This is a genomic window from Rhodohalobacter sp. 8-1, from assembly GCF_038150125.1.
Classification (GTDB): Bacteria; Bacteroidota; Rhodothermia; order Balneolales; family Balneolaceae; genus SW132.
This window is the reverse complement of the sequence record NZ_JBBVMF010000001.1, coordinates 358099-381614: the sequence shown is the minus strand read 5'-3', so window position 1 is coordinate 381614 and position 23516 is coordinate 358099. Positions and strand designations below refer to the sequence as shown.

16 protein-coding genes are annotated in these 23516 nt (G+C 46.3%); 5 read left to right on the top strand and 11 right to left on the bottom strand.

Features of this window, described 5'->3' with window-relative positions; genetic code table 11:
* Positions 1–381 precede the first annotated feature (381 nt).
* Complete coding sequence (locus AABW11_RS01625; protein WP_340102757.1) at positions 382–2433, top strand: DUF5916 domain-containing protein; 2052 nt, start codon at positions 382–384, stop codon at positions 2431–2433.
* A 545-nt stretch (positions 2434–2978) separates the two neighbouring features.
* Here AABW11_RS01625 and AABW11_RS01620 read toward each other — a convergent pair.
* On the bottom strand, positions 2979–3953 hold the full coding sequence (locus AABW11_RS01620; protein ID WP_340102755.1) for a phosphotriesterase family protein: 975 nt from the start codon (positions 3951–3953) through the stop codon (positions 2979–2981).
* Between the two features lie 614 nt (positions 3954–4567).
* Here AABW11_RS01620 and AABW11_RS01615 point away from each other — a divergent pair.
* Positions 4568–4942 (top strand): YccF domain-containing protein, encoded by a 375-nt coding sequence (locus AABW11_RS01615; RefSeq protein ID WP_340102753.1) that lies wholly within the window; start codon positions 4568–4570, stop codon positions 4940–4942.
* A 408-nt stretch (positions 4943–5350) separates the two neighbouring features.
* Here AABW11_RS01615 and AABW11_RS01610 read toward each other — a convergent pair whose 3' ends face one another.
* From AABW11_RS01610 to AABW11_RS01570, 9 genes are all read right to left on the bottom strand, one after another.
* On the bottom strand, positions 5351–6895 hold the full coding sequence (locus AABW11_RS01610; RefSeq protein ID WP_340102751.1) for a TolB family protein: 1545 nt from the start codon (positions 6893–6895) through the stop codon (positions 5351–5353).
* A gap of 107 nt (positions 6896–7002) precedes the next feature.
* The gene (locus AABW11_RS01605) at positions 7003–8181 is read right to left on the bottom strand and encodes a metallophosphoesterase (RefSeq protein WP_340102750.1); all 1179 of its coding nucleotides are present in this window, start codon (positions 8179–8181) and stop codon (positions 7003–7005) included.
* Positions 8168–8599, bottom strand: coding sequence for a Crp/Fnr family transcriptional regulator (locus AABW11_RS01600; RefSeq protein ID WP_340102749.1), 432 nt, complete (start codon positions 8597–8599; stop codon positions 8168–8170). Before AABW11_RS01600 ends, AABW11_RS01605 begins: the two co-directional genes overlap by 14 nt.
* Complete coding sequence (locus AABW11_RS01595) at positions 8596–11397, bottom strand: Npt1/Npt2 family nucleotide transporter (RefSeq protein WP_340102748.1); 2802 nt, start codon at positions 11395–11397, stop codon at positions 8596–8598. Before AABW11_RS01595 ends, AABW11_RS01600 begins: the two co-directional genes overlap by 4 nt.
* A gap of 226 nt (positions 11398–11623) precedes the next feature.
* Positions 11624–12970: an NTP/NDP exchange transporter gene (locus AABW11_RS01590; RefSeq protein ID WP_340102747.1), complete on the bottom strand. Its 1347-nt coding sequence runs from the start codon at positions 12968–12970 to the stop codon at positions 11624–11626.
* A 10-nt stretch (positions 12971–12980) separates the two neighbouring features.
* A complete protein-coding gene (locus tag AABW11_RS01585; protein WP_340102746.1) occupies positions 12981–14690 on the bottom strand; it encodes a hypothetical protein in 1710 nt (569 codons plus the stop codon).
* A gap of 8 nt (positions 14691–14698) precedes the next feature.
* The gene (locus AABW11_RS01580) at positions 14699–16045 is read right to left on the bottom strand and encodes a BamA/TamA family outer membrane protein (protein ID WP_340102745.1); all 1347 of its coding nucleotides are present in this window, start codon (positions 16043–16045) and stop codon (positions 14699–14701) included.
* Between the two features lie 289 nt (positions 16046–16334).
* On the bottom strand, positions 16335–16736 hold the full coding sequence (locus tag AABW11_RS01575; protein ID WP_340102744.1) for a putative toxin-antitoxin system toxin component, PIN family: 402 nt from the start codon (positions 16734–16736) through the stop codon (positions 16335–16337).
* Positions 16737–16824: 88 nt separating this feature from the next.
* Complete coding sequence (locus tag AABW11_RS01570) at positions 16825–17043, bottom strand: ribbon-helix-helix protein, CopG family (RefSeq protein ID WP_340102743.1); 219 nt, start codon at positions 17041–17043, stop codon at positions 16825–16827.
* 347 nt (positions 17044–17390) lie between these two features.
* Here AABW11_RS01570 and AABW11_RS01565 point away from each other — a divergent pair, with 347 nt between their 5' ends.
* The 3 genes from AABW11_RS01565 (at position 17391) to AABW11_RS01555 (ending at position 22108) form a co-directional block, all read left to right on the top strand.
* A complete protein-coding gene (locus tag AABW11_RS01565; protein ID WP_340102742.1) occupies positions 17391–18122 on the top strand; it encodes a Mut7-C RNAse domain-containing protein in 732 nt (243 codons plus the stop codon).
* Positions 18123–18181: 59 nt separating this feature from the next.
* Positions 18182–19348 carry a pyridoxal phosphate-dependent aminotransferase gene (locus AABW11_RS01560; protein WP_340102741.1) on the top strand — a complete coding sequence of 389 codons (1167 nt, stop codon included), beginning with the start codon at positions 18182–18184 and terminating at the stop codon, positions 19346–19348.
* Positions 19349–20578: 1230 nt separating this feature from the next.
* On the top strand, positions 20579–22108 hold the full coding sequence (locus AABW11_RS01555; RefSeq protein WP_340102740.1) for a SulP family inorganic anion transporter: 1530 nt from the start codon (positions 20579–20581) through the stop codon (positions 22106–22108).
* 241 nt (positions 22109–22349) lie between these two features.
* On the opposite strand, the gene AABW11_RS01550 is transcribed toward AABW11_RS01555, so the two are convergent.
* The gene (locus AABW11_RS01550) at positions 22350–23390 is read right to left on the bottom strand and encodes a Gfo/Idh/MocA family protein (RefSeq protein ID WP_340102739.1); all 1041 of its coding nucleotides are present in this window, start codon (positions 23388–23390) and stop codon (positions 22350–22352) included.
* Between the last annotated feature and the right edge of the window lie 126 nt (positions 23391–23516).

Below are 23516 nucleotides of genomic sequence, written 5' to 3'. Positions count from 1 at the left end.
AAAAGTTTTTAAAAACGATTAATAAGTAATGGTCTTTTTCTTGTAATATTCTTTGACTATTGAACACACATGAGTGAACTCACTTGCTTTTGCAGCCATTTTTTTGAGCGTACACTTACTGATTCAGTGTGATGAGTTTTAATAAAATGCCGGCTAATTTCGTAACAAGCTTCATCAAAGTTATAGCGACAAACCTTGCAGTAAGGTTGATGGTTACTGATTTTGGGAGTCCATCTTATTTAAAGCCTTTTGACTTAATAATGGATGTCCTATTTTGAGTTGATGGAAAAATCGGAATTGGGTGGTGCTCTAAATTCAGTTAAAAATATCCTTTATAAACAAATTGGGAGAGGCTTCTGGCAACACTGTATCATCTTAGCGATGTTATTGATATGGGCAATAACCCCGACAGGGTTATTAGCACTTCAGGTAACTGAAAGAACAGATAACGGTAGTAATGAAGCGTCGGACCGTCGGTCCGTTAACAGCCAATATGTTCTGAATATCCAGAAAATGAAGGGAACAATCACTCTTGATGGCGTGGTTGATGAGGAGGACTGGTTGCGTGCAGATGTGGCGGATAATTTTTTTATGGTAACCCCTTATGATACCAGTTACAGTGAAGCGACATCAGAAATTCGCATGGCCTACAACGAGGACGCCATCTATCTTTCGCTTATTTTCTTTGACGCAATTGATGCCCCTCGTGTGGTAGAGTCGCTCAGACGTGATTTCTCTTTTGGAACCAACGACAATTTTCTGCTCTTCCTCGACCCGTTCAATGACCTGACTACCGGCTATTCTTTTGGCGTCAATGCCGCCGGTGCGAAGTGGGATGGAACCATGAGCAACGGCTCCTCTGTTGATCTGGCTTGGGATACCAAATGGGAAGTGGTGGTTGAGGATTACGATGACCGATGGGTAGCTGAGATGCGAATACCGTTTAAATCGATCCGGTACGAGGCAGGTCTGGACCGATGGAATATCAACTTTTCGAGGCTTGATCTGAGTATCAACGAAAAATCTGCCTGGGCACCGGTTCCGCGTCAATTTCCGACGTCGTCGCTTGCCTTTACGGGAACTCTCAAGTGGGATCAGCCGCCGCCAGAGTCGGGTCTGCAGCTTTCAGTGATTCCTTACGTTTTCGGTGGTGCATCACGTAATTTTGAATTTGCAAATGAGACCAATTATAACACCGATTTCGGGATGGATGCAAAATTGGGCCTTTCATCATCTCTTAATCTGGATTTGACCTACAATCCCGACTTTTCACAGGCGGATGTGGATCAGCAGATCACAAACCTTGACAGGTTTGAACTTTTTTTCCCGGAAAAGCGGCAGTTCTTTCTGGAGAACTCCGACCTTTTTGCAAACTTCGGCTCAGACCGGGTAAGGCCTTTCTTCTCCAGGCGAATCGGGATTGATGCACCGGTTTTGGCTGGCGCAAGGCTCAGCGGGAATTTGGGTCAGGACTGGAGGTTGGGAGTGATGAATATGTACACTGAGGAATCAGATTTCGCACCGGCCAGCAACTTTTTTGTGGCGACGGCCCAGAAACAGATTTTCTCACGCTCCAATATTTCAGCAATCTTGGTGGATCGTCAGAATGTGGATGAGACTGCCTTTGAGAACATTGGCTCGTATAACCGTACCGGCGGACTTCAATTCAACCTTGCCACTCAAGATAACCGGTGGTCGGGACGCGCATTTGCATTTAAATCTTTCACGGATGACGTACACAAGGGATCTGAAGTTGCACAGGGAGCCATTTTAACCTATTCTCGCCAAACAGTAAGAGTGGAGTTTTTGCAGCAGTATGTGGGTAACAGCTATATTGCGGCTGCTGGCTATGTGCCGAGAACTAACTTTTTCCAGCTTGAGCCCACGGTGACCGTTCGTTTCTATCCGGATGACTCGCCGGTTGTCTATCATGGGTTCCAGGCAAGCACAGAGAGTTTTTTCACGCCAAATGAATTTCGCCTGACCGAGCGTGAAAGCAGCCTGGGCTATTTTTTTAGTTTCCACAACCTGAGTCAAATCGATATTGGGATGTCGCATAACTATGTGGAGCTACAGCGCGATTTTGATCCAACCAACTCCAACATTTCTTTCCTCCAAAGAGGAACTGATTATAATTGGCTGGACGCATTTGTACGGTTCAGGTCAGATACAAGGAATTTATTCCGTTACTCGGCAACATTTGGCAGGGGTGGTTTCTATAACGGCAACCGTGCATATTTGCGTGGGGATATTAACTATCGTTATCAGCCCCACGGCAGTGTCTCGATGGTAGCCAGCTATAACTACCTCGATCTGCCGCAACCCTGGGGAGAGAACTCTTTCTGGCTAATCGGCCCGAAAGTGGATATTACCTTTACGCGCACGCTTTTCTTTACAAATTTTGTTCAGTATAACGAACAAATAGATAATTAAAATATTAACAGCCGCCTGCAGTGGAGGTACAGCCCGGTATCCGATATTTTTATCGTCTATACCGACAATTACTTTCCCAAAACAATGACTTCCCGCAACCGCGCCGTCGTTTTTAAGATGTCGTACTGGTTTAATTAATATCTAAGAGGGCATTGAAACGGGAAAACAGATAGCTGTATTGATTGGTATATGATCCCGGGAAGAACACCAGTGTTGAATCTAAATGAGTAAACTCAACTTGCCCTGTCTATTGTTGAGATCATTGACATATCCACAACGCTGTAAGATGACCGCTTACAAAATAGATGCGGCAGTATGTAGAGGAAAAAAGTACGCTTATCCACAGATATCTTAATCCACTTGTTCGGGAAGAAGGTCGTACGCATAGTATTGCCCGAGGCTTCAGATTAGAACAGTTAAACATAAACCGGTGAGCAGAGCAGTTCGTATGATGGTAAGTGTATCGTCACGCTATTTTATGGGTTGGCAGTGTTAGGGGCATAAATCGCCTGCTTGCTCTAGTAAACTTAATTTCTGTAATGCGTTCAATTCTCTCTTTCTCCCGTCCTCCGAACGCGGATTGCATAAGCTTCACCGGCGTTTTTCACCAGTAATTGATCGATGACAGACTCCGAGAATCCGTGGGAACGCATGGACGGAATTAACTCTTTTGGAATCGCCTCGAATGGCCTTATATCACCACCGGCGGGATACCCGTTGCCGTCATGGGAAAGCAGTAGTCTGTCAAGTAGGTCGGCATCCTTGAACCGCTGGATGTACTCAAGATATTGCTCAATATTCTCGTGGTTTACACCGTCCATAGAGATCCATGCGCCATGGTCAGCAACCTCAAATAACAATTCGAAGTCATCATGCAAGTTGGCGTGAGTCCATATCCATGCACTTGGATGAACCCCGTACTTATTCAGCAGATCGAGTTGAAGATGTACGGCGTCCGGGTTGTCCCCGGTATGCACGGCTATGGTCAGACCGGTTTCCAGATGCGTCAGTAGACCCGCCTCGAATAACTTACGATCAATCTGCGATGGCGGGCCTTGGTCGAATGCCAGCTTGATAAAGCCTGGCAGAATCGACGTTCCATCGATCCCGTTATTTGCCTCTGTTATCCAGCGCCGCGCCAGCTCCATAGCAGACGCGTCATATGCATATTTAGGTATATGCCGGTCATCTGCAGCTCCGTAAATGCCTGTATTGGTGACGATACTGATACCGGTAGAGTCCGATATTGCCTTTAGCAAGTCCGCCCGCCTTCCAAAGTGACTGGCTGTGTAATCAAATATGGTTCGAACTCCCTGGCTATGTAACATGGTCAGATACGGTATGACTTGTGCGAGGAGCCTGGTTTCATCGTAAGTGCTCGTCTCGTTAATTGGAAGCCCAAAGTTGGAGAAAAGGTGCTCATGGCTAAGCGTTACCCCAAGAGTATCTGATCCGACAGGGCCTTGTACTGTTTGTATAACCCCATTATTGTTTTTGGATCCTCCTATAAAAATAAACATAATAACTACTGAAAAAGACGCGATCAATTTTGTAATGAATATGATAGAAAATTTATTCCCAGATGTCATAATAGCAGAGGATTTGCTGTGCAGCGGTTGATGAAAATCATATAAATTTAATGAGACTCAAAATCATTTCTGATAAATACAGGATTGCAATTAACACATTTTCAAGGTTTCAGTTTGTTGTTATGCATTAGCTGTATAAAGCTACCAGGAACTCTCAAAAAAGCAAGAAGGTATGTGCCTTGATGTACTTGGTGTGTGCACGGCATGGGTGCCTTGGCTTACAGGAATGTAAGACACTAATCTTGAGGGTACCTCGTCGTGATCTGTTCGGGAAAACTCGGTCACGAACGCGTCCCGACGGAAAGCAGAGAACAATTAACACCTCGCAAAGCCTGCCCAGCCTCTTCAGAGGGCATTGCGCCTAACAGTGAGTCTGATCCGGAGAATGACTATACCAAAGGTAACGACAGATCTCCAATGGGACGCCCACTCAGAAGGATGACTTTTGGACTTATTTCTTATCTCGAACTATCATTAAGGAAATAACTCTCTTTGGCCTTCATTTCAATTTTTTCATTCAAAGATAAAATGTGTACACTTATTTCATGAAGTTTTTAGGAAATCTTATCTGGCTAATTTTCGGGGGTTTTATAATCGCGCTCGAATACTTATTAGCGAGCTTTATCTTGATAATCACCATTGTGGGTATTCCTTTCGGATTGCAAACACTAAAGCTCACTGAGATGGCAATCTGGCCTTTTGGTAAAAAAATAGTGGCCACCAGGAGTTCGGAAGGCTGTCTCTCACTTGCCTTTAATATTATCTGGATCCTGGTAGGAGGTATTTGGATTGCACTTACCCATTTACTGTTTGGTATTTTGTTCTTCATCACCATTGTGGGGATACCTTTTGCAAAACAGCACCTTAAGCTGGCAGGGCTGGCTCTTACTCCATTCGGCCATGAGATAAGAAATGAATGATATACCTGTAAGCCCGGACGACTCTCGGTTTTTGATTTTTTCGTTTTATCTATGATGTTTAATCGAAAAAATAAAATAGAAGGGATAAATCAGTGCAGGAATGTATGAAGGGTATTGGTGTTTGAGTAGGATGTTGTAGAGCCCGCACTGCTTTCAAGATCCGGGGAAGCTAAAAGGGTTTCGACGAATAGCAGGAGGAAAAGATCAAAAGCGGCAGAAGCCAGAAACTGAGTACAAATACATAGTACTTTAAGAGGGAGGTCAGTTTTATAAACATATTTGATTTTACCAGGAATTAAACCCGCTATTTGTGTTAGCTTCAACACACTGTATCATACCTGTCACGACTGCTCAAGCTCCTGCTTTTGCCGATAAAAAAAATATTTTTTCCGTTCTTAAAAATTTCTTTTAGTAAAATCGTCCGGAATTACTAACAAACGATATTCGCTTGCTGTCGGGTGACCAGCTCGGAACATTGATCGTACCTTGTCCGCCGTATAAATAAGCGATAACCTGAGGTTTACCGCCTTCGGCCGGCATCAGCTGCAGCGTTACTTCTTTATAGAACGGGTGATCTCCTGATTCAACGTCAAGGCCATAACTTAGAAAGACAATCCATTTTCCGTTAGGTGAAATATGGGGAAACCAGTCGTGTGTATCTTCGCCAAAAGTAAGCTGCTGTTTGTTTGATCCATCCGCATCCATTTTCCAAATTTGCATTGTCCCAGTACGATTCGAATTAAAGTAGATATACTTCCCATCCGGTGAGTACTCAGAACCGTCATCAAGTCCGGCCGTATTCGTCAGTTGTGTTTCTTCCATCGTTTCAGTGTTGGCCGCATAAATATCATATTGACCATCCCGATAACCGGTAAATATCACAGTCTTATTATCCGGGGAAATTCCATGCAGATAAGATGCACCGAGTCCGGACTGTGTCACCTGCTTTGGATTATCGCTCCCCTCAACCGGTAGCGTATAAATTGTTGATTCGCCTCCGTACTCTTCTTTATGATGGCTGATTGCCAAAAGGGTACCATCAAAAGAGATTACATGATCGTTATTATTATTAGTTGCGAACCCTGTATTGAGCCGTGATAATGTTCCATTCTCCAAATGATAATTATATAGGTAGCCGTTAGAATTTATGATCAATTTTTTCCCATCGTTTGTCCAGTTTGGAGCCTGGATAGAGTGCTCGGTCTCATACAAAACCGTACGGTTGGGTTGATCAATATCTACTATTTCGAGCCTGCTGCCCAAATAATTTTGGTAAGTTTCCATAGAATCCGGTGCAGGTTTTACTATACGAACGTTACGAAACGTCAGCTCCGCTTCTTTGCCCGGTCTGTTTTTTACAAATAGTCCTGCAAAGAGTTGATTCTTCATAGTATCTGAAATTTGTCGAATCGTCTGTAAGTGGTCACCAAATTGAGCCATTTTGAATGTAATCTGATTGCCCACACGGGAAACCTGTAGGACGAAGATGGTGTTTCTGCCCGATTTGTCCTCACTTCTGTTGGGTTTGGTTTCACTGAGCAATTCTGATGGATTTATTCCAAATAATAAATCATCGTCACTCTCTTCTTCTGATATAGAATTTCGCAGCATCCAGCCGGCCATGGGGTATTCCTTATTATTTTTATCAAACCCTATTTCAGCCCTCAGAATAAAATCGCCCTGGATCGCTTTCCATAAAAAAGGAGGTGCGCTTTCATGGGACTCTGGTTCTCCGGATAATGCAGTTGCGGAGTATACGTCAGATTCAGAGTCGTATGTAAAGAAAGAATCGTTTGAAATGTAGCTGGGAATTGATTGCTGATCGAAGGTTCCGATTTTCGAAAGGCGATTAATCTCCTGTGTATTTCCGTTTTGAATCATAAGCATTGGTATAATGAATAGTAGTAAAACAGCTTTTGCATTCATATCTACAGTAATTCGTTTATCTGACATAGGTTAATAAATATTGATTTTTCTGGAAAAAACTGCATCGTAAGTCAACAAGCGAAAAACCAATTGTAGTTTTATATGTAAAGAATTCATGCATCAAAAAAAAAAGATTACTTACTTAAAAACGGGTGGTCAAAAAGTTGCTCGCCTCCATTGTTATAAAACTCAATGCGTTTGGAACGGTCAGGGTAGTAGCGCAGAATGGCAAAGCCCCGTGTTTGGTAGGTGTATACAGGGCCATCTTTTTTCCTGACGTAAGAACTCCGGGTGCCGGATCCGCTCACGATCTGGTGAAACTGTTTTCCATCTTCTTCAACCGGTATAAAGCTGAGGCTATGCTCGTGGCCACCCACAAAAATGGTGCTTCGGTTGTCGGATGCAGCCGCCAGGATTCCCTCTTTCATCCGGCTGTAATGTTTATGCGTGATGTCATTCGGGTATCCCCACATATTCCGATACAGAGCGTAAGCTGAGCCAAAGACCGGCGGCATGAGGTGTGTTTTCAGCGGGAACTTGCTGCCGTGCCGCCCAAAGGAGTAAAGCGGATGATGTGCAGAAAAAACCAGTTCCTCGTCTGTAAACTGGCTCATCTGTTCAGCCAGGTTATTCAGAACGAGCTCTTTGGCCTGCTCTTCGGTTTCAGCTCCTTGCGGCAGCGGTTTGTCGTGCGGATGAATCCACCAGTGCGTATCCATAATTATCAGCCCGATGGAGTAATTAATACCTGCTGATTCATTTTTATCCAGAAGCGTCACAGACACCGGCCCCGGGTAGCCATCATCGGGCAAAAAGCTGTTGCCCCGTCCCATGCGCTCTTCTACAAAATCTTCCTGCCGGCGGATGTATTCCAATCCATCTTCGCCTGATGATTCCCAGTCGTGGTTGCCCGGAATAAAATAGACCGGACCTCCAAAATCTTTAACCGTTTCGATTTGAGCCAGAAGCCGTTCATCAATCTCAGGCCGCCTCTCAGAATCTTCAGGCGGAAGGCCGTGCGGGTAGATATTGTCTCCAAGGAAAACCACGGCGCCGCTGGTGTCGACCTCCGCGAGTTTTTCCCCCATCGCCCGAAGCGATCCCGAGAGGGGATCAAGTGTTGCGTCACCTGCATCACCTATCAAAAAAAGTGAGTAGATGTAGCCATCGGGGCGCTGACTGGCATCGCTGGCTTCAACTTCTTGAGTATCGCCGGCTGCTGTGTAGTTCGTGCTGCTGCAGGCTGAAAGTGTAACCAGCAGAAACAAGGTTGTGATCAGATATGCAGGGACATGCTGTTTATATAACTTCATCGGATACCTCAATTAATTTTCTGATACGTTTTACAAAATACTTTAAGAGTCCGCGGCTCAGATGAACGCGGTCTTCAAGAAGGTCGAAGAAATCGAGCCGGTCAATTCGCAGAAACTGGCAATCCGCGCTGCAAGTGATGGTGAGAAGCCTGTCGCCATCATCAAAAAATCCCCATACGCCAAGGGCTTCAGGTCCATCAAATTCTTTATTCTCCTCGCCGTTTCGAGTGACGTTAACGGTGCCGTTTATCAGCAGATAGAGATGCTGAGATTTTTCTCCTTTGGTGAAGAGCACCTCATCTTTTGAAAGTGTAAAATAGTCGGTTATGCCCGCAATCTGCGCCAGCTGTTCTGATTGGATATCAGCAAACAACTCGATACTCTGTAAAAAAATGACCCGTTCAATGGTGGTTTTCATGACTGCTGATGATTTTCGTTTGCTTGTTTTTCAGACCCGTTGTACCGCTGATTTCGCTGCTTTACCATCCGGGCGGTCTCGCGGTAGAGCGGATCGTCCGATTTGGTGTACGTTTCAACCCTCTCCTGAAGGGTTGCCGGGCACACAGGCGATACACTGTAAATGGCACATGTTTTCAGCCATCGGTCATTTCCATTAAATAGTTTGATGAGTGCCTGGTCGTATTTAACTTTTTCGATATTAAAGAGCTCATAGCCGGTTTCCATCTTTTTTTCCTCGCTGATGTCGTCCACAATCGGAAAGACCAATTTGTGATCCTTTGGGTCCAGTATGTTATCAATAAATTCTACCGCGGCAGAGCGTTTGTCCCGCGAGATGCTTTTCAGCGCCAGGTAGGAACTGTAGAGATCTTTTTGATTGTAAATGAGCCCCAGCAGGCGAAACATCCGCTCCAGGGTTTGATCCATTTTTTCAGACAGAGCCTTCAGTAGGATGCTGTTTGGACGGCTTTCAGGCTGAATCGCCTTGATGGCCAGCAAGTTAAAATAGTTGCCGGATTCAGATCTCAGGCAGCTGTATACCCGTTCACGGTTTGGTTCTAGACCGGGATATTCCCGGTGAATTTTATTCAATGTTTTAATGACGTGATAACGAAGGTCGGGCTCATCAGCTTCAATCATATCTTCGAGGTGGCGCATGGATGTTTCGTTGGGACGGTGGTAGAAAATGCCGGGAATCTGTTTGCGAACCATCAGTGGCAGAGAGGCATCCAGAAACTTGCTTTTGTAAAGCGTCAGGTAATCGTTGCCATAGGAGCCAAGTGTTTCCCTGACCTCCGGGGTAAACTTTTTGGTGTTGAGCATCTGGAGCAGATCAGGGACCATACGATCGAGTTTAAGTTTCGCAATGCTTTGTAGTGCTTTTGTAACCACGGTACGGTTGCTGTCCTGGATCAGGTTTGACAAGTGCCTGCTGGCCAGCGACCGGCTTTTAACAAACCCCAGCGCATCAGCAAGCTGTGCCTTTATGACAACCTGCTCTTTTTCATCATCCGGAAGATTATTCATGATGTCGTCGAACAGTTTTGGGTCCGGGCCGTCATCATCTTGCTCACCATGCTTACAGGTGCAGCCCAGTGCGGCAGACTGCATCTGGGGCTGATTTGTCTTAAGGTACGACTGGATGACAGATGACGGGTCATCGTTTGAGTGTATGCAGAGATAGTAAATCGTCTCAACACGTATTTCAGGACTGTCATCGTTTAGCAGGTTCTTAACATCCTCCAGCCAGTGCACACTCTCTACACTCTGAAGCAGCTTGAGTGCATTCAGGCGAATCTCAGTATTTGGATGGTTTAGCAAAACCCGTAATTCGCCGGCCACAGGTTCAACATCTGTATTCTCGAGAAGGATTAGCGTGTGAAGAACCTGGTTGTCATTTCCGCTTTGAAGAGACTCTTTAATAAGCTTCAGAATAACCGGTTCATTCAGGTCCAGTTCAATGCTATCCGTATCAACCAGCATCCGCTGAAGGGATGTTCTGAAGGTATCGATATACTCTTTTTTAGCCCTGTATCCCAGGAATATCCAGCAGGCGATGGTGAACAGGAGAATGATGGTAATTAGTGTGATGGGTGTCTCCATCATGTATAATAGCAGAAGAAGAATTGCGCCGCTCAAGCCTCGTGAAAAGCGGTCTACAAACAGATCAATAAATAGTTTCGTGCGCTCTTTTATGTGCTGCGATAGCGGCAGGAACAGGAGCTCGCGGCCTGTTTTATCGATGGAGTATCGCGTGGCACTGTCAAATCCGTTGAGTAACACAACAGATGCTAAAACCGGCTCAACAGCCATTAGCAGACCGCCAAGCATCATTCCCAGCGGACGGGTTAAGACAGCCCCGGCAACGCCAAATTTTTTGATGATGCCCGATGAGAATAGTACCTGGATGCCAAGAGATGCAAGACTAATTCCCGCGTAAAACGTGCCAATAAACGCCGTTAGGTTCTCTGTTTCGGGGTATGCGTTAAATGAAAGTGCTTTAAACTGGTAATCGGTAAAGGTAGTGGCAATAGTGGTTAGTCCGATGATTCCGGCAATCAGCAGCTGATATTTTGAGCCAACGACTGTTTTTACTGCTGATGGCGTTTTGTCGTTACCGGTAATCCGGCTTTCAGGCCGGCCTTTCCGATCATTTTCTGAATTTACCCCGGGAATAAAGTAAAGGATCAGTACGGCGAAGCAGAGAATACCAATGCTGATATACAGAAGATCTTCGGTGATAACAGGGGTATAAGAAACCACAAGGCTTGATGCCTGGCTTCCAAATATGGATCCTACAATGGCTGCGAGTGTCAGCAGAGAGAACAGACGTTTTGATTGAGCCGCATCAAAAATAGAGTTCGCCAGCAGCCAGAATAGCGAAATCACCAGGATGCCAAAGATTCCTACCCAAATATAAAACGCCATGTAGATAAGCGGGTGGTCAAACAGAAAAAGCCACCTGAGAAGCATCAAATTCAGTGTTAAAAACCCAAGCACATATCCGATGACCTGCCGGGTTGGAAATCTCGCAAGCACATCAGATACCAGATAAGTGATCGGCAATGAAACCAGCGCCAGGACAATGTATACAATTGGAAGCTGATCGGGGCCTGTTTCCACAAGGAAAAGACTATCACGTGCAGGTTTCAGAAAGTATAGGACTACCATCAACAAAAAGTGCAATCCCACCATCAGGAAGACCGGCTTCCACTCATTTTCGCGCACATCGTAAAATATGGATACCAGTTTTTTCAACAGGTTTGTGTATTAATTATAAGTGGTTTAATTCCCCAACCCTCTGGATCGGAATGAGATAAAAGTCCCCCTTTTCCCGCAAGGGATCCCTTCGAAGGGGGACACTCCATAAGAAACTACATATTGAACAAAAAGTTATGGGTTCAATGTTAATACCTTGTGACTCTACCCCGAGGTAGTTTATTCCATATCTCAAAATACCATGGCCAGCGCTCAGAACCACTCTTTATCCTTCATTTACGCTCGGTATCTCTTCCGGATCTGCTTTCTTCTTGAACTCCCTGCCCGCATAGCGCACAAGCATAATCCAAAAAATAAGGATCATTAAAGTTGCAAGGGAGAGCCAGTGCACCTGCCCGAGCCCAACCAATGCCGCAACCACAAGGTTCAGAACAACAGCGAGAACTTTGGCAAATCGCTGCACAAACATATCGATAAATGCCTTCGCTTTGTACTTGGCATCCTGGCTCAGGGGCGTATACAGCGTCTCTTTTGCCGACTGGTTGATGGAGTAGTTCAGGCTATTATCGCCGGCCGACATAATGGTGACAAATAAAAGGCCGGGCACAATCAGGAAGCCGATCGTGCCAAACGTGATGGCCACCGGCAGAAAGAGCAGTGCCACTCCCACACCAAATCGTTTCATCACAAAGCTCGTGAAAAAGAGCTGCACCACCAATGACAGAATACTTGTGATCTGCCCCACAAACCCAAAATAGGCGTCCTTTTCTAAATCACCCTGGATTTCCGATGCAATGACAGCCGACAGCTGAAAGTCAACAATGTTTGAGACCATTTCATAGAGACCGAGGATACCAACGATGGTGAGCAGATACTTTGATTTAAATACAATATCGGCGCCCTCAAACAAAGCATTACAGCGTTTGCCTTCTGCACACGGTTCGTTCGGTTCTGCTTCTTTTTTCTCTGTGCGGTTGTGCACCCAATAGCCGATGGCGGTCATGATGACGAGCGGAAATATACTGGCGATCATCAGAGAGGGGCGACCCACCTGGTCCACAAAGCCCACAACAACGGAGGAGCCGACAATTCCGCCTATGATGCCGCCAAGTCCTACGATTCCATACGTTCGCTTGGCCTGATCAGAACTGAAAAGATCGTTGCTGTAGGCCCAGAAGAAGGTGACCATCGCGGAATTGAAAATATCGCCAAGGATATAAAAAGACCACGCTGTAGGTTCTCCGGGGTCATTCACCAGAAATGAAAAAAGTACGAATAAGCTTGCAAAAAAAGTGCAAAGGACCAGGTTCATCTGCTGACGGGGCAGCTTTCGCGAGAGCAGTGTAAAGGCGATCACAAATAAGTACACGACAAACATATTGGCAACTTTTGCAAGCTGCTCTACCTCGGCCCCGGCAAAACTGATTCCCCAGACCATGAGCGGCACTTCCTGGTATAGGTTCACAAGGATGCCTCGTTTCATGGGCTTTAGAACCCAAAAGACGGCAATAACCAGGAAAAAATAGAGTGACATCATTAATACGTCCGGCCACTCTTTTTTCCGGATATCAAAAAAGTTTTCTTTTACCTGCTGGAGTAGTTTCGCTGCCATGGCTTAGTTCTTATTCTTCCCTGTGCATACCGCCGATCCGTATACCGTTGTCGTCCTCAACAACATACACATCCACATTTCTTTCCGGTGTGTTTACGTCGTCTCTTATAGTTTTGATTTGATAGTGAAGCACAAGTGTATCATCCTGATCCGGAGAGGGAACAACATCCTGTAATGAGGAATCATCTGAGGAACGATTTACCGCGTAAGTTGTCCCGTCTGTCGTTTTTAGCGTGTAGATGTAGCGGGTTGATTCGCTGTCGAAGATCCCTGTTTCACTCCCGAGATCTGTAAATTTTAAAGTGAGCTGATCACCCTGCCGTTCTGCCGAAAATTTGTCTATCGGGTTGATTTTACTGAACCAATACCCGCCAATCATATTCCGCCGTTCAATGAGTGTCTGGACCAGGTACTCTTCAGCACTTTTATTGCTGAGCTCTCCGGTTTCCACAATGGCGCGTATATCTTCATCACTGAAACTCATCACGTGTTTCGCGCCCCAGAATGCATCCCGCAGCGTCATATTCTCAAACGCGGGAATGGGGTGAACCGGCACCCAGTCCCCGGGAAGAAATGTTTCAGACCTAAAATAACCTACTGAGGGATCCGGGATATAGTTCTCTACGTCGATCTCTTCCCATGGATGAACTTTTAAGCCGAGCGACAGCCCGGAAACAAGCATATAGCGCGGATCAACCAGGTACGCCTGCCCATAGATCGGGTAGTGAATAGATGCTCCGTTCGCACCAAGTGTGTTGCCAAAATCCTGGACCAGGTGCCGGATGTATCCCTGATCTGTATAAAGCGACATCGTATTAGCGTCGCGGCGGTCGGTATCGTTCAGCCAGGAGCTGATGACACGCATGCCCCGGATCTCACGGCGGTGTTCATGATCTACGCGGTCGTTTGGATCATCACTACGGGTCCCCTCAAAATTCCATGGGCCGAGCGGTACACCGTCCACGAACTTGCTGGCAAGCGCCCGAACCTGTCCCTTCTCGTTTCTCGTGGCGTTTGAAATAATCCCGCGAAAATCATCCTGGGTCATCTGCTGCTCCTTGCAATTTTCTTCAATCATCACGCCATCGCCAACCTCAACCCTGTCCGGGTCGAAATAGGTGATGGTGGATTCCGGTACGTAATAACCTGAAGCATAAAAAATTTTTGTGCTGATGACTTCGGCTGAGGTAGTCAGCTCGGGATAATTGGGGCCATCAAATTTGATGAGGAACCGATTGCCTTCTGAATCTTCGGCAAAGAATCCGGGGTTCATTCCTTCGAGCTTAGCGGAAAATATGGTCCAGTTTCCGCTTGTATCGGGATGAGTTGTGTTCGGGCCGCGCGCAAGTTCGTCGGGCGTCATCGGGTTGTAGTAGTGGCGGAAGGTATACCAGCTCGATTTGGGGGCTTCATCGAGACGGTTGATATTATCGGCCTGTTTAGCTCCTGAAATGCCGAGCGTTTTACCCGCAAACCGGAAGACACGGTTCAGGTCCAGTGGCTTTTCGATCTGATGTAATATAGTGTTGTCAATACGATCCCAGTACTGGTAGGAGGCAGCTTCGCCGGGCTGGTCGATTGCAGACGTGTCGGGATCAAACGTCTTTATGGTTCCGGTAGTGTATGGTTTGGAGGTGCCACAGCCGCTCAGCAGCACCATCAAGCCAAACAGCAACTGCAGGAAATAATATGAGTGATTTGTCAGAGTGATTGATTTCAAATCAGAGATCAAAAGTTTGGGGAAATTAAAAGAATAAATCGGGATGTTTCACGGCTGAACGCAAACTCGGACCGGAATGCAAATCCTTTGGACGAAATCAGGTGAAAGCCAAAACCGTAACTTGTGTGAAAATCGTTAATTCCAATATCAGAGTACTTGTTAAATACCTGACCTTCATCAATAAAAAGAACCACGTCAGAAAAATCCCAGAGCGGATAGCGGTACTCGAGCGTAAATAACAAGCTTCCGCTTTCACGAAACCGGTCGGTTGAAAAGCCTCGCAGATCACGGGAGCTGCCAAGGCTTGGATTTTCGAAAAAGGGAACTTCTTTTCCCCTTAGCGGTTCTGCTTTCCGTAGTTCTCCTTTGAATGCAAAACGGCGGTTATCAGGCAGAAAAGGAATCGGGATAAACTGGTTCCACTCGGCTCGGTAATTGAAGTAATGAAACCTGTTATTCATGAGTGACCGGCTCCACTGCAGGTCGGTAATCAGCCGGTAGCCGCGGTTAATCCTCGGCACACCCCGGGCATTATCAAGCGACACCTGAATGCCGGTGGAGAGAAGAGAATTTGTAGTGAGAAAGGTGGTGGGAAACGCCGGCGCATTTTCCTCTGTGACTCTATCGCTCTGTGTGATTTTACGTCTTAAATAGTCTGCGTTAAACAATAAAGCGGCTCTGTCTGACATGCTGTAACCGTAACGGATGCCTGCTTCAATATCTTCCCGGTCAAAAAAGCTCCGGTCGCTAAAAGGAGCATCATTTCCAAAAAGGAACGTGCGGTCAGGACTGTTGCCGTATGTGGCTTCTATTTCAAGTCGCCCTCTGTCGGACAAAAAGCGGTTGATATCGTAATCAAAATCAAAGTCATTGTAGTCGCTTGACCCGAACAGGGCTTCAATGCGCGCACTATGATTTTGATAAAACGGGCGATTGTGAAAGAGCAGCAACCCGTATGAATACCCAGTGGCACCACCCAGTTCGAATAGCGGAAACACACCATAATCGCCACGTTCGCCTTCAAGCAGGTAGGGGAGAAGATTTGTCTCGGCTTGTTTGAATCCTGCCTCTAATGGCCAGGTTGACCACTGAAACAGGTACGATGGCAAAGCCAGCAGGTGACCGCCGAGTGATTTCCCGGATGTATAAGGTTCATTCTCAGAACGGGTTGTATCAGCCGGTGCGGCAAACGAGTTGGCAGCTGCCGGATTTGAGAAAGAATCATTTGGCAGAAATAGAAAAGTAAGGGTGCAGACGAAAGCAGTTAGTATAACGGTGATACGGGTGAGAACCATAATCCGGGTCAGATTTCTAATTGGATACCGTTTTTTCGTGCTTGCCTGGTGCGTGTTCATGAAACCAAAAGCCTGATAGATAAATACTGTTAGCAGAAAATCGATAAATCAACAGCCGTTATTGATAACGTTTGTGTAATGTTTCCCGGCAGGGAATAAGGATATAAGAACCCGATTGATTGGTTTCGAGTTCGGGAAGGGATTGTTTTATCCGGTGATAAGAGGAGGGGAGCAATTATTGATGACTGGTCACGTCGCGGGGTGATGGTGTGCTGCAAAGCAGTGCTTTTGGCAAGAGGCGCAACGTGGGCTTATTGCTCGCGGCCGTCTACTCGATTATAGCTCAGACTCACTTTTGCACAAGCTCCCAAAACTCCCTTGGTGTTACAATTCTCAATTGTGGTACTTGTTTTGAAATAGTTAAAAGGTCTTTATCTCCGGTAACCAGTATATCTGCTTTTGCTCTTAATGCTGATTCTAATACCCATCGGTCATCTTCATCCCTGACTTTTACTTTAGAAGGGTTTTCAGGTATAGGTTCCACATGATGATTTCGAAGGAATTGAAAGACATCGGATACTTTTCTTTTAGGAACCTTGAGTTTAGTTGTCAGTACCCTTTGTAACTCTTGTAATACAAATTCTCCTGTCATCAACTGGTGGTCAGCAAGTATAATTTCAAGCAGATCTGCACACAACCCCCTTGCCGTAAATGCACTCACCAATACATTGGTATCGGCAAAAATTTTCATGATACACTCCGGGATGAGAATTGATCATTGAAGTGTTTAGTGTTTAAAGAGTGCACCGTGAGACCAATCAAAATCAATAAAAAGAAGCTCACGAAACTTCCCTGAAAACATCTTCATCAGTTAACCATCCTTGCGCTTCTCCGTAGGGCAAAAGTTCTTTACGCAGTTGTTGAAAGGATTCGATAGATAACTGACGCCTGATGGCATCCCTAACCAATTCACTTTTGGGGCGTCCGGTACGTTTGGCGGCCTGCTCAAGAAGTTGTTCAAGATCTTTGTCGATGCGAATTGAAAGTGTTGTACTCATAGTAGTAAATTAAATGTATTACAATGTAATACAATCAAAACGAACGGGCAACTGCAGTAGTATTTAGAATGGCAATAACATACAATTCAACGAAATTTCATTCGCAGTATGTACCGTCGCAGAATAGATTATTTCAGGGCTGTTTGCAATACACTGTTTTCCAGGGCGATGTTCTGCGACTCAGCTTATTGATCATGAGTCGCAGAATAGAATATGCGGGCCATCTTTGAACATCTGCGGATCATGTGTTTGCTGGCTCAAGAGGATGGTCTTGAAAAAGCGGGAGTTTTTACGGTGCGTCTGCCGTTATTAATGGAGAAGCAGACACATCCATTAATGACATATATATGAACACGGCCCGGTTTGAGTTCGAAGGTTCTTTGCAGGTTTTCACAGGTCAGCCGGAGGTTGAAAAGTCATTTCACCTTAATCCATCAGCCAAAGACCTGGTTGAGTCGTGTGGCGTGCCGCATGTGGAAGTGTTTGGGTTGATGGTGAACGGCAGAGAAAATCCGCTCTCTTATAATGTTTCCGGCGGTGACAGCCTGATGGTGATACCGAAAGAGATCATAGACGGTTCAAATTACCCAGATAATATCAGGCCGGTTGATGAGATGCCCGAGTGGTTTGTAGCGGATGTTCATCTTGGTAAACTGGCGCGGCTGCTTCGCCTCACTGGAATCGACACTCTCTACAACAATAGCGCCAGTGATCCTGAGATAGTAAAAAACGCTGTTCAGGAAAACCGTGCTGTGCTCACCAGGGATGTGGGGTTATTGAAACACGGCAAACTTTCTTATGGTCACTGGCTGCGGTCGACAGATCCGGATGAGCAGCTTTCAGACGTTATTCGATATTTCAATCTCTCATCAAAACTTAGCCCCTTTTCAAGATGCATGAGCTGCAATGGTCACTTGAAGTCGGTGGAAAAAGCAGATGTGGAGGCAGAGCTGCCTCCGCGGGTTCAAAAGAGTTTCGAAGAATTTATGCAGTGTGACCAGTGCGGGAAGATCTACTGGAAAGGCTCGCATTACGACAAGCTGGTGGATAAGGTGAGGGAGATCAAGGGGACTTTGTGAAATCCGCTGAAAGTTGCCATCTTCATCTTCATTCAGAACAGAACCGATTTTAATACCCTATGAAACCACTCTCTTCTCTTACAAATAATCTGCATCAAAGTGATATCCGGTCGGTGACCGCCCGTGTAAATGCGGTGAACGGCATCAACCTGGGGCAGGGAATTTGCGATATGCCGGCCCCGGGCCCCATCAAAGAAGAAGCAAAGAAAGCCATCGATCAGGACAAATCCATTTACGCACCGTTTGGCGGAGCTGATCCGCTGGTTGATCGCATTATGGATAAGGTAAGATCATTCAATCAGATTCCGGTGAAGGGAGCTGAAAATATCCTGGTCACCGCCGGTTCCACCGGGGCGTTTGCAACCGCTGCGTTTGCATTGCTTGAGCCCGGCGATGAGGTGATCCAGTTCGAACCGCTTTACGGCTACCACAGTAAACTGCTTGACCTTCGGGGAGTGACACAAAAATCACTCGCTCTCCAAAAACCTTCATGGGAGGTAGATTTTGACAAACTTGAATCGCTGATCACGCCAAACACAAAAGCGATTGTGCTCACCACGCCCAACAATCCCTGCGGAAAAGTGTGGAGCCCGGAGGAGCTTGAAACCTTGCTGGAATTGCTGATCAAACATGATCTCTATGCCATCACGGATGAAGTGTATGAATATATGACCTACGATGGCCGGGAGCATCTCTCGCTGGCTTCACTGGATGGAGCTTTCGAGCGGACGATCACTCTGAGCAGCTTTTCCAAAACCTTTAACATGACCGGCTGGAGGCTTGGCTATGCAACCGGTCCGGAAGAGATTATCGAAAAGATGGGACTGCTGAATGATATCCTCTACATCTGTGCGCCGACCCCGCTCCAGTACGGCCTGGCCGAAGGCTTTGCCACGGGCAGCAGCTATTACGATCAGCTGCTCAAAGATTACGATAAAAAGCGGACGATGATGTGCCGGGCACTGGAATCAGCCGGCTTTGATGTGCCGTGGCCGGAGGGAGCTTACTATGTACTGGCAAATTTTCGCCCGCTGGCCGGTCAGCCCGGGTTCAGCAACGACCAGGAAGCCTGCTCCACACTCATCGAACGGGTGGGAATAGGATCCGTTCCGGGTGGTTCGTTCTATTCAAATCCCGACGATGGCAAATTCCAGCTGCGGTTCTGCTTTGCCAAAAAAGAGGAGGAGCTAAAAGAAGCGTGTCGCGGGCTTGAGGGATTGACGTAGCTCGGGTCGCCGACCCGAAATGGCTATGAGCCATGCAAGAGTCAGTAGCCATTTTCCATCACCGTCGATTGTCACGAACCAGAATTCAGGTGCTTCATATTGGGAGAGGGGCTTTCTGTATCCACATTCCTGCATAGATAGTTAAATACTGGGCGTTGAGTTAATCATCGAAGCGGGTCAGCGACCCGCTGTACGTAGCTCGGGTCGCCGACCCGAGAGGGCCATGAGCCATGACGGTATTGCTAAGCTCTCTTGTAACAAGTTTACAATCTTCTCACACGTCATCGAGGACTCCGATCCGCGATCTCCCGTCTTTGTATTGGAAATTGATCTTCCGCTGGCAGAGTTAAAAGATTGAGCCGGAATAGGAGATGACGTTTCGAGCTACCAGTTTTGTCCAAAAACGGGCAACACCATTTGAGGAATGAAAGAAAAAATCTCCCAGAGGGGAGTACGGCTTTAGCCGGGAGGGGTGTCTAACAGAACTTATTACCAATCTGAAAACCTGGCATCGATTCCGTCATCAAGTCTCTCAACACCCCTCTTACCCTGTTCTAAACGAACAGGATGATCTCCCCTCGGAAGGGAGATCTGACACATAGCCGTTGGAGTAAAAGGTATATCGATTAACTAATTTACAATCTGTCACCGGTAGCTAATAATCTTGCCCTAAATAAGGGGCAATACCATCTTGAGAGGTGTCAGATTTTAAAATCCCCTCTGGAGAGGGCTCATCTTTTGCACGCGACAGCGAAAAAGTTTAAACGAAACGGCAACGCCGGATGAGTGTTACGAGGGGTGTGTTTCAGAGCCTTGAAGAAAACTATAAGCATATTCCAACTCCTGGCCATTTCAACACACCACTCGGTTTGAAAATCTGCGCTCCGCAGTTTTCAATTCCATTTCCCCTCTCAAAGAGGGGATTTCCCTCAAGAAATAAAACTGTCCATCGATAGCTAAAAAATGTCGCGAATCAGATATTTTCTCCCAATACCGTGGAAGCGGTGCCACCTTTATTTATCAGTTACTTACAAGGCATGAATCACCCTAACTTATTGAATTTCAATAATTTTCGGATTATTTGCCTGAGATTATCCCTACCTTTTACAGCTCAAAAATATCATCAGAACACACTACAGGCACGGGCTATTATAATTTATGTATCGGCATCATTCAGATGCGCGTTCATGATCATTCAACCTCTCTGGCCAGTCAACTTTTAGATTTTTAATGAAAAAGATTTTTTCGCTATTCGAGTTTTCTACCGATGTAAATTACAGAATTGAAGTCCTTGCCGGTATTACCGTTGCAATGGCGCTTGTCCCGGAGGCGCTGGCATTTGCTATCATCGCCGGACTCTCACCGTTAACTGGCCTTTACGCGGCGTTTGTTGTGGGACTTGTTGCCGCTGTGATGGGCGGACGGCCCGGCATGATTTCAGGTGCAACAGGCGCCATTGCGGTTATTATTATAAGTCTGGCGCTATCGCACGGACCGGAATATGTTTTTGCAACTGTGGTACTGGCTGGCATTTTTCAGCTGATTGCTGGCGCTCTGAAACTGGGAAAGCTAATGCGCCTGGTTCCTCACTCGGTCATATTTGGATTTGTAAATGGCCTGGCCATCATCATTTTCATGTCTCAGTTGAATGAATTTAAAAATCCTGCGGGGGAGTGGCTTACCGGCCCGGCGCTCTACATATTGCTTGGACTGGTACTGATGACGATGCTGATTATCTGGGGCCTGCCAAAAATCACGACGGCACTGCCGCCATCACTTGCCGCCATTTTGATTATCTTTGGAATTGTCACCTTTTTCGGAATCGATACCCGAACGGTCGGCGATATCGCGTCGATACAGGGAGGATTTCCGCCGTTCCATATTCCGCAGGTTCCATTTACGATGGCCACCTTTATGCTGATTCTTCCTTACGCCGCAATCATGGCTGCCGTTGGGCTGATTGAAAGCCTGCTCACGCTCAACATCATCGATGAAATTACCGAAACTCGTGGTCGCAGTAACAAAGAGGCGATTGCACAGGGCACCGCCAACGTGATGTCGGGTTTCTTTTCCGGGATGGGCGGTTGTGCCATGCTTGGACAAAGCCTGATCAACGTCTCCTCAGGTTCACGCACAAGAATTTCCGGGATTGTAGCCGCCCTCATGCTGTTGGTCTTCATCATGTTTGGTGCAGGTGTGATTGAACTTCTGCCGATGGCTGCCCTAACCGGTCTGATGATTATGGTGGCAATCGGGACGTTCGAGTGGGCCAGTCTGAAAACCTTCAATAAGATGCCAAAATCGGATATTATTGTGATGGTGCTGGTGACACTGGTGACGGTGATCCTGCACAATCTTGCGCTTGCGGTTATTATCGGGGTGATTATTGCGGCCCTCGTCTTTGCCTGGGATAACGCCAAGCGTATCCGCGCCCGAAAACGATGGGATGAAGATGGCGCAAAACACTATGAGATTTATGGGCCGCTATTCTTCGGCTCTGTGTCAGTATTCAACGATAAGTTTGATGTGCTCAATGATCCCGATGATGTTGTGATTAATTTCAAGGAGAGTCGCGTGGTGGATATGTCCGCCATTGAAGCGCTGAACAAATTAACTGAACGCTATCATAAAGTCGGTAAACGCGTTCATCTGACCCACCTAAGCAAAGATTGCCGGAAACTCCTGCGCAATGCCGATGCTATTATCGAAGTCAATATCGTTGAGGATCCGACGTACAAGCTCGTCGTGGATGCTGTGTAGTGGATTGACAGTTGCGCTAATCTGATGATAAGATCAGATCAAAAAAGTGGATTAAAGTCCCTGGCAAAAAGTTAAATCGTTTAACTGTTGAATGGTTTAACTGTTTTCGCCAAACGAAAGAGTAGAGAATTTAAAACATGAAATTTAGCCCCTAAGAAATCAAAGAAAACAGATAAGGTTAGCGTGAATTTTATACGTTTAGAATTTCTGCAGATAGATCTATTGTATAATTAGGATTGACTTACAAGATCTCATCAATAAACACCACTCGTTTTTCTTCTGCTGAGGTGTAAAGCGCCTCAACAATCGCAAGAGATTTAAGGCTCTCATCTCCTGATACTACGGGAACTCTATTTTCGGCAAAAGCTTCAAAAATCTGCTCAAACTGGCGCTGGTGATTCAACACCTCCATGCCGCCTAATGGACTCGCAGCTCCGGCCGCTTCTCCGCTATCTTCGGGTTCCTCTGGTTGATCTGCCTCAGGTTTTTTCTGAAACCGGTCACCTTCGAGGAGGGCTGTTCCAGTAGCGCCGTTTACCTCGATGCGTCTTTTCTGGGCAGGAACAATTGAGGTTGATCCCTCGAACACGCCAATCGCCCCGTTCTTAAACCGCAGGCTGGCTACGGCCGTATCTTCTGCCTCAATCCCGTTGTGGGTAAATGTACCGGTCAGACCCGAAACAGATTCAACATCGCCAATAAACCACTGGAGCAGATCAATGGTGTGGATGGACTGATTAATGACAACCCCGCCGCCATCAAGCTCAAACGTGCCGCGCCAGAAGGATTCGCTGTAGTATTCCTGGCTGCGAAACCAGCGTACAGATGCACTGGCTAGAATCGTTTCCCCAATCTCGCCGGCATCAATCATCTGTTTCATTTTCTGAACATCATCGATAAACCGGTTCTGATAGATGACCGCCAGCTGCACACCATTCTCTTTGCAGCTGTTGATGAGGGCCCGGCCGCGCTCTACGGTCACCTCGATAGGTTTTTCCACAATCACATGTTTTCCCGCTTCCGCTGCCAGTATGCCGTAATCGAGATGGGTGCCGCTCGGTGTGCAGATGGAGACGGCTTCCAGCTCAGGATTTTCAAGGAATTCATCATAAGAGGTTGAACCAGAAATATCATAGGTGTCACAAAAGGCTTCCAGCCTCGATTCTGTTCGGCTGTGGGCTGAGAAAAGCTCTCCGCGTTCAGAATTGATAATAGCCTGCGCATGCATATCCGAAATATTTCCGCATCCAACAATACCTATTCTAAATTTTTGAGACGTCATGTTTTTTTGGTTTCTATTTGATTGTTATGAACTGAAATAAACTTATGAGTGTAAAAGCCCCACTTAGTTAAGAGTACGGAAGGGAATGTTTATCAGATTTTTCAACATTCGATAAACAACCCTCTC

Bases quoted from the DNA above. Each gene is read 5' to 3' on its own strand.
- AABW11_RS01605 (WP_340102750.1), bottom strand. From the start codon at position 8,181: ATGAAGTTATATAAACAGCATGTCCCTGCATATCTGATCACAACCTTG.
- AABW11_RS01590 (WP_340102747.1), bottom strand. From the start codon at position 12,970: ATGGCAGCGAAACTACTCCAGCAGGTAAAAGAAAACTTTTTTGATATC.
- AABW11_RS01615 (WP_340102753.1), top strand. From the start codon at position 4,568: ATGAAGTTTTTAGGAAATCTTATCTGGCTAATTTTCGGGGGTTTTATA.
- AABW11_RS01560 (WP_340102741.1), top strand. From the start codon at position 18,182: ATGAAACCACTCTCTTCTCTTACAAATAATCTGCATCAAAGTGATATC.
- AABW11_RS01565 (WP_340102742.1), top strand. From the start codon at position 17,391: ATGAACACGGCCCGGTTTGAGTTCGAAGGTTCTTTGCAGGTTTTCACA.
- AABW11_RS01555 (WP_340102740.1), top strand. From the start codon at position 20,579: ATGAAAAAGATTTTTTCGCTATTCGAGTTTTCTACCGATGTAAATTAC.
- AABW11_RS01600 (WP_340102749.1), bottom strand. From the start codon at position 8,599: ATGAAAACCACCATTGAACGGGTCATTTTTTTACAGAGTATCGAGTTG.
- AABW11_RS01625 (WP_340102757.1), top strand. From the start codon at position 382: ATGTTATTGATATGGGCAATAACCCCGACAGGGTTATTAGCACTTCAG.
- AABW11_RS01550 (WP_340102739.1), bottom strand. From the start codon at position 23,390: ATGACGTCTCAAAAATTTAGAATAGGTATTGTTGGATGCGGAAATATT.
- AABW11_RS01575 (WP_340102744.1), bottom strand. From the start codon at position 16,736: ATGAAAATTTTTGCCGATACCAATGTATTGGTGAGTGCATTTACGGCA.
- AABW11_RS01580 (WP_340102745.1), bottom strand. From the start codon at position 16,045: ATGAACACGCACCAGGCAAGCACGAAAAAACGGTATCCAATTAGAAAT.
- AABW11_RS01610 (WP_340102751.1), bottom strand. From the start codon at position 6,895: ATGTCAGATAAACGAATTACTGTAGATATGAATGCAAAAGCTGTTTTA.
- AABW11_RS01570 (WP_340102743.1), bottom strand. From the start codon at position 17,043: ATGAGTACAACACTTTCAATTCGCATCGACAAAGATCTTGAACAACTT.
- AABW11_RS01620 (WP_340102755.1), bottom strand. From the start codon at position 3,953: ATGTTTATTTTTATAGGAGGATCCAAAAACAATAATGGGGTTATACAA.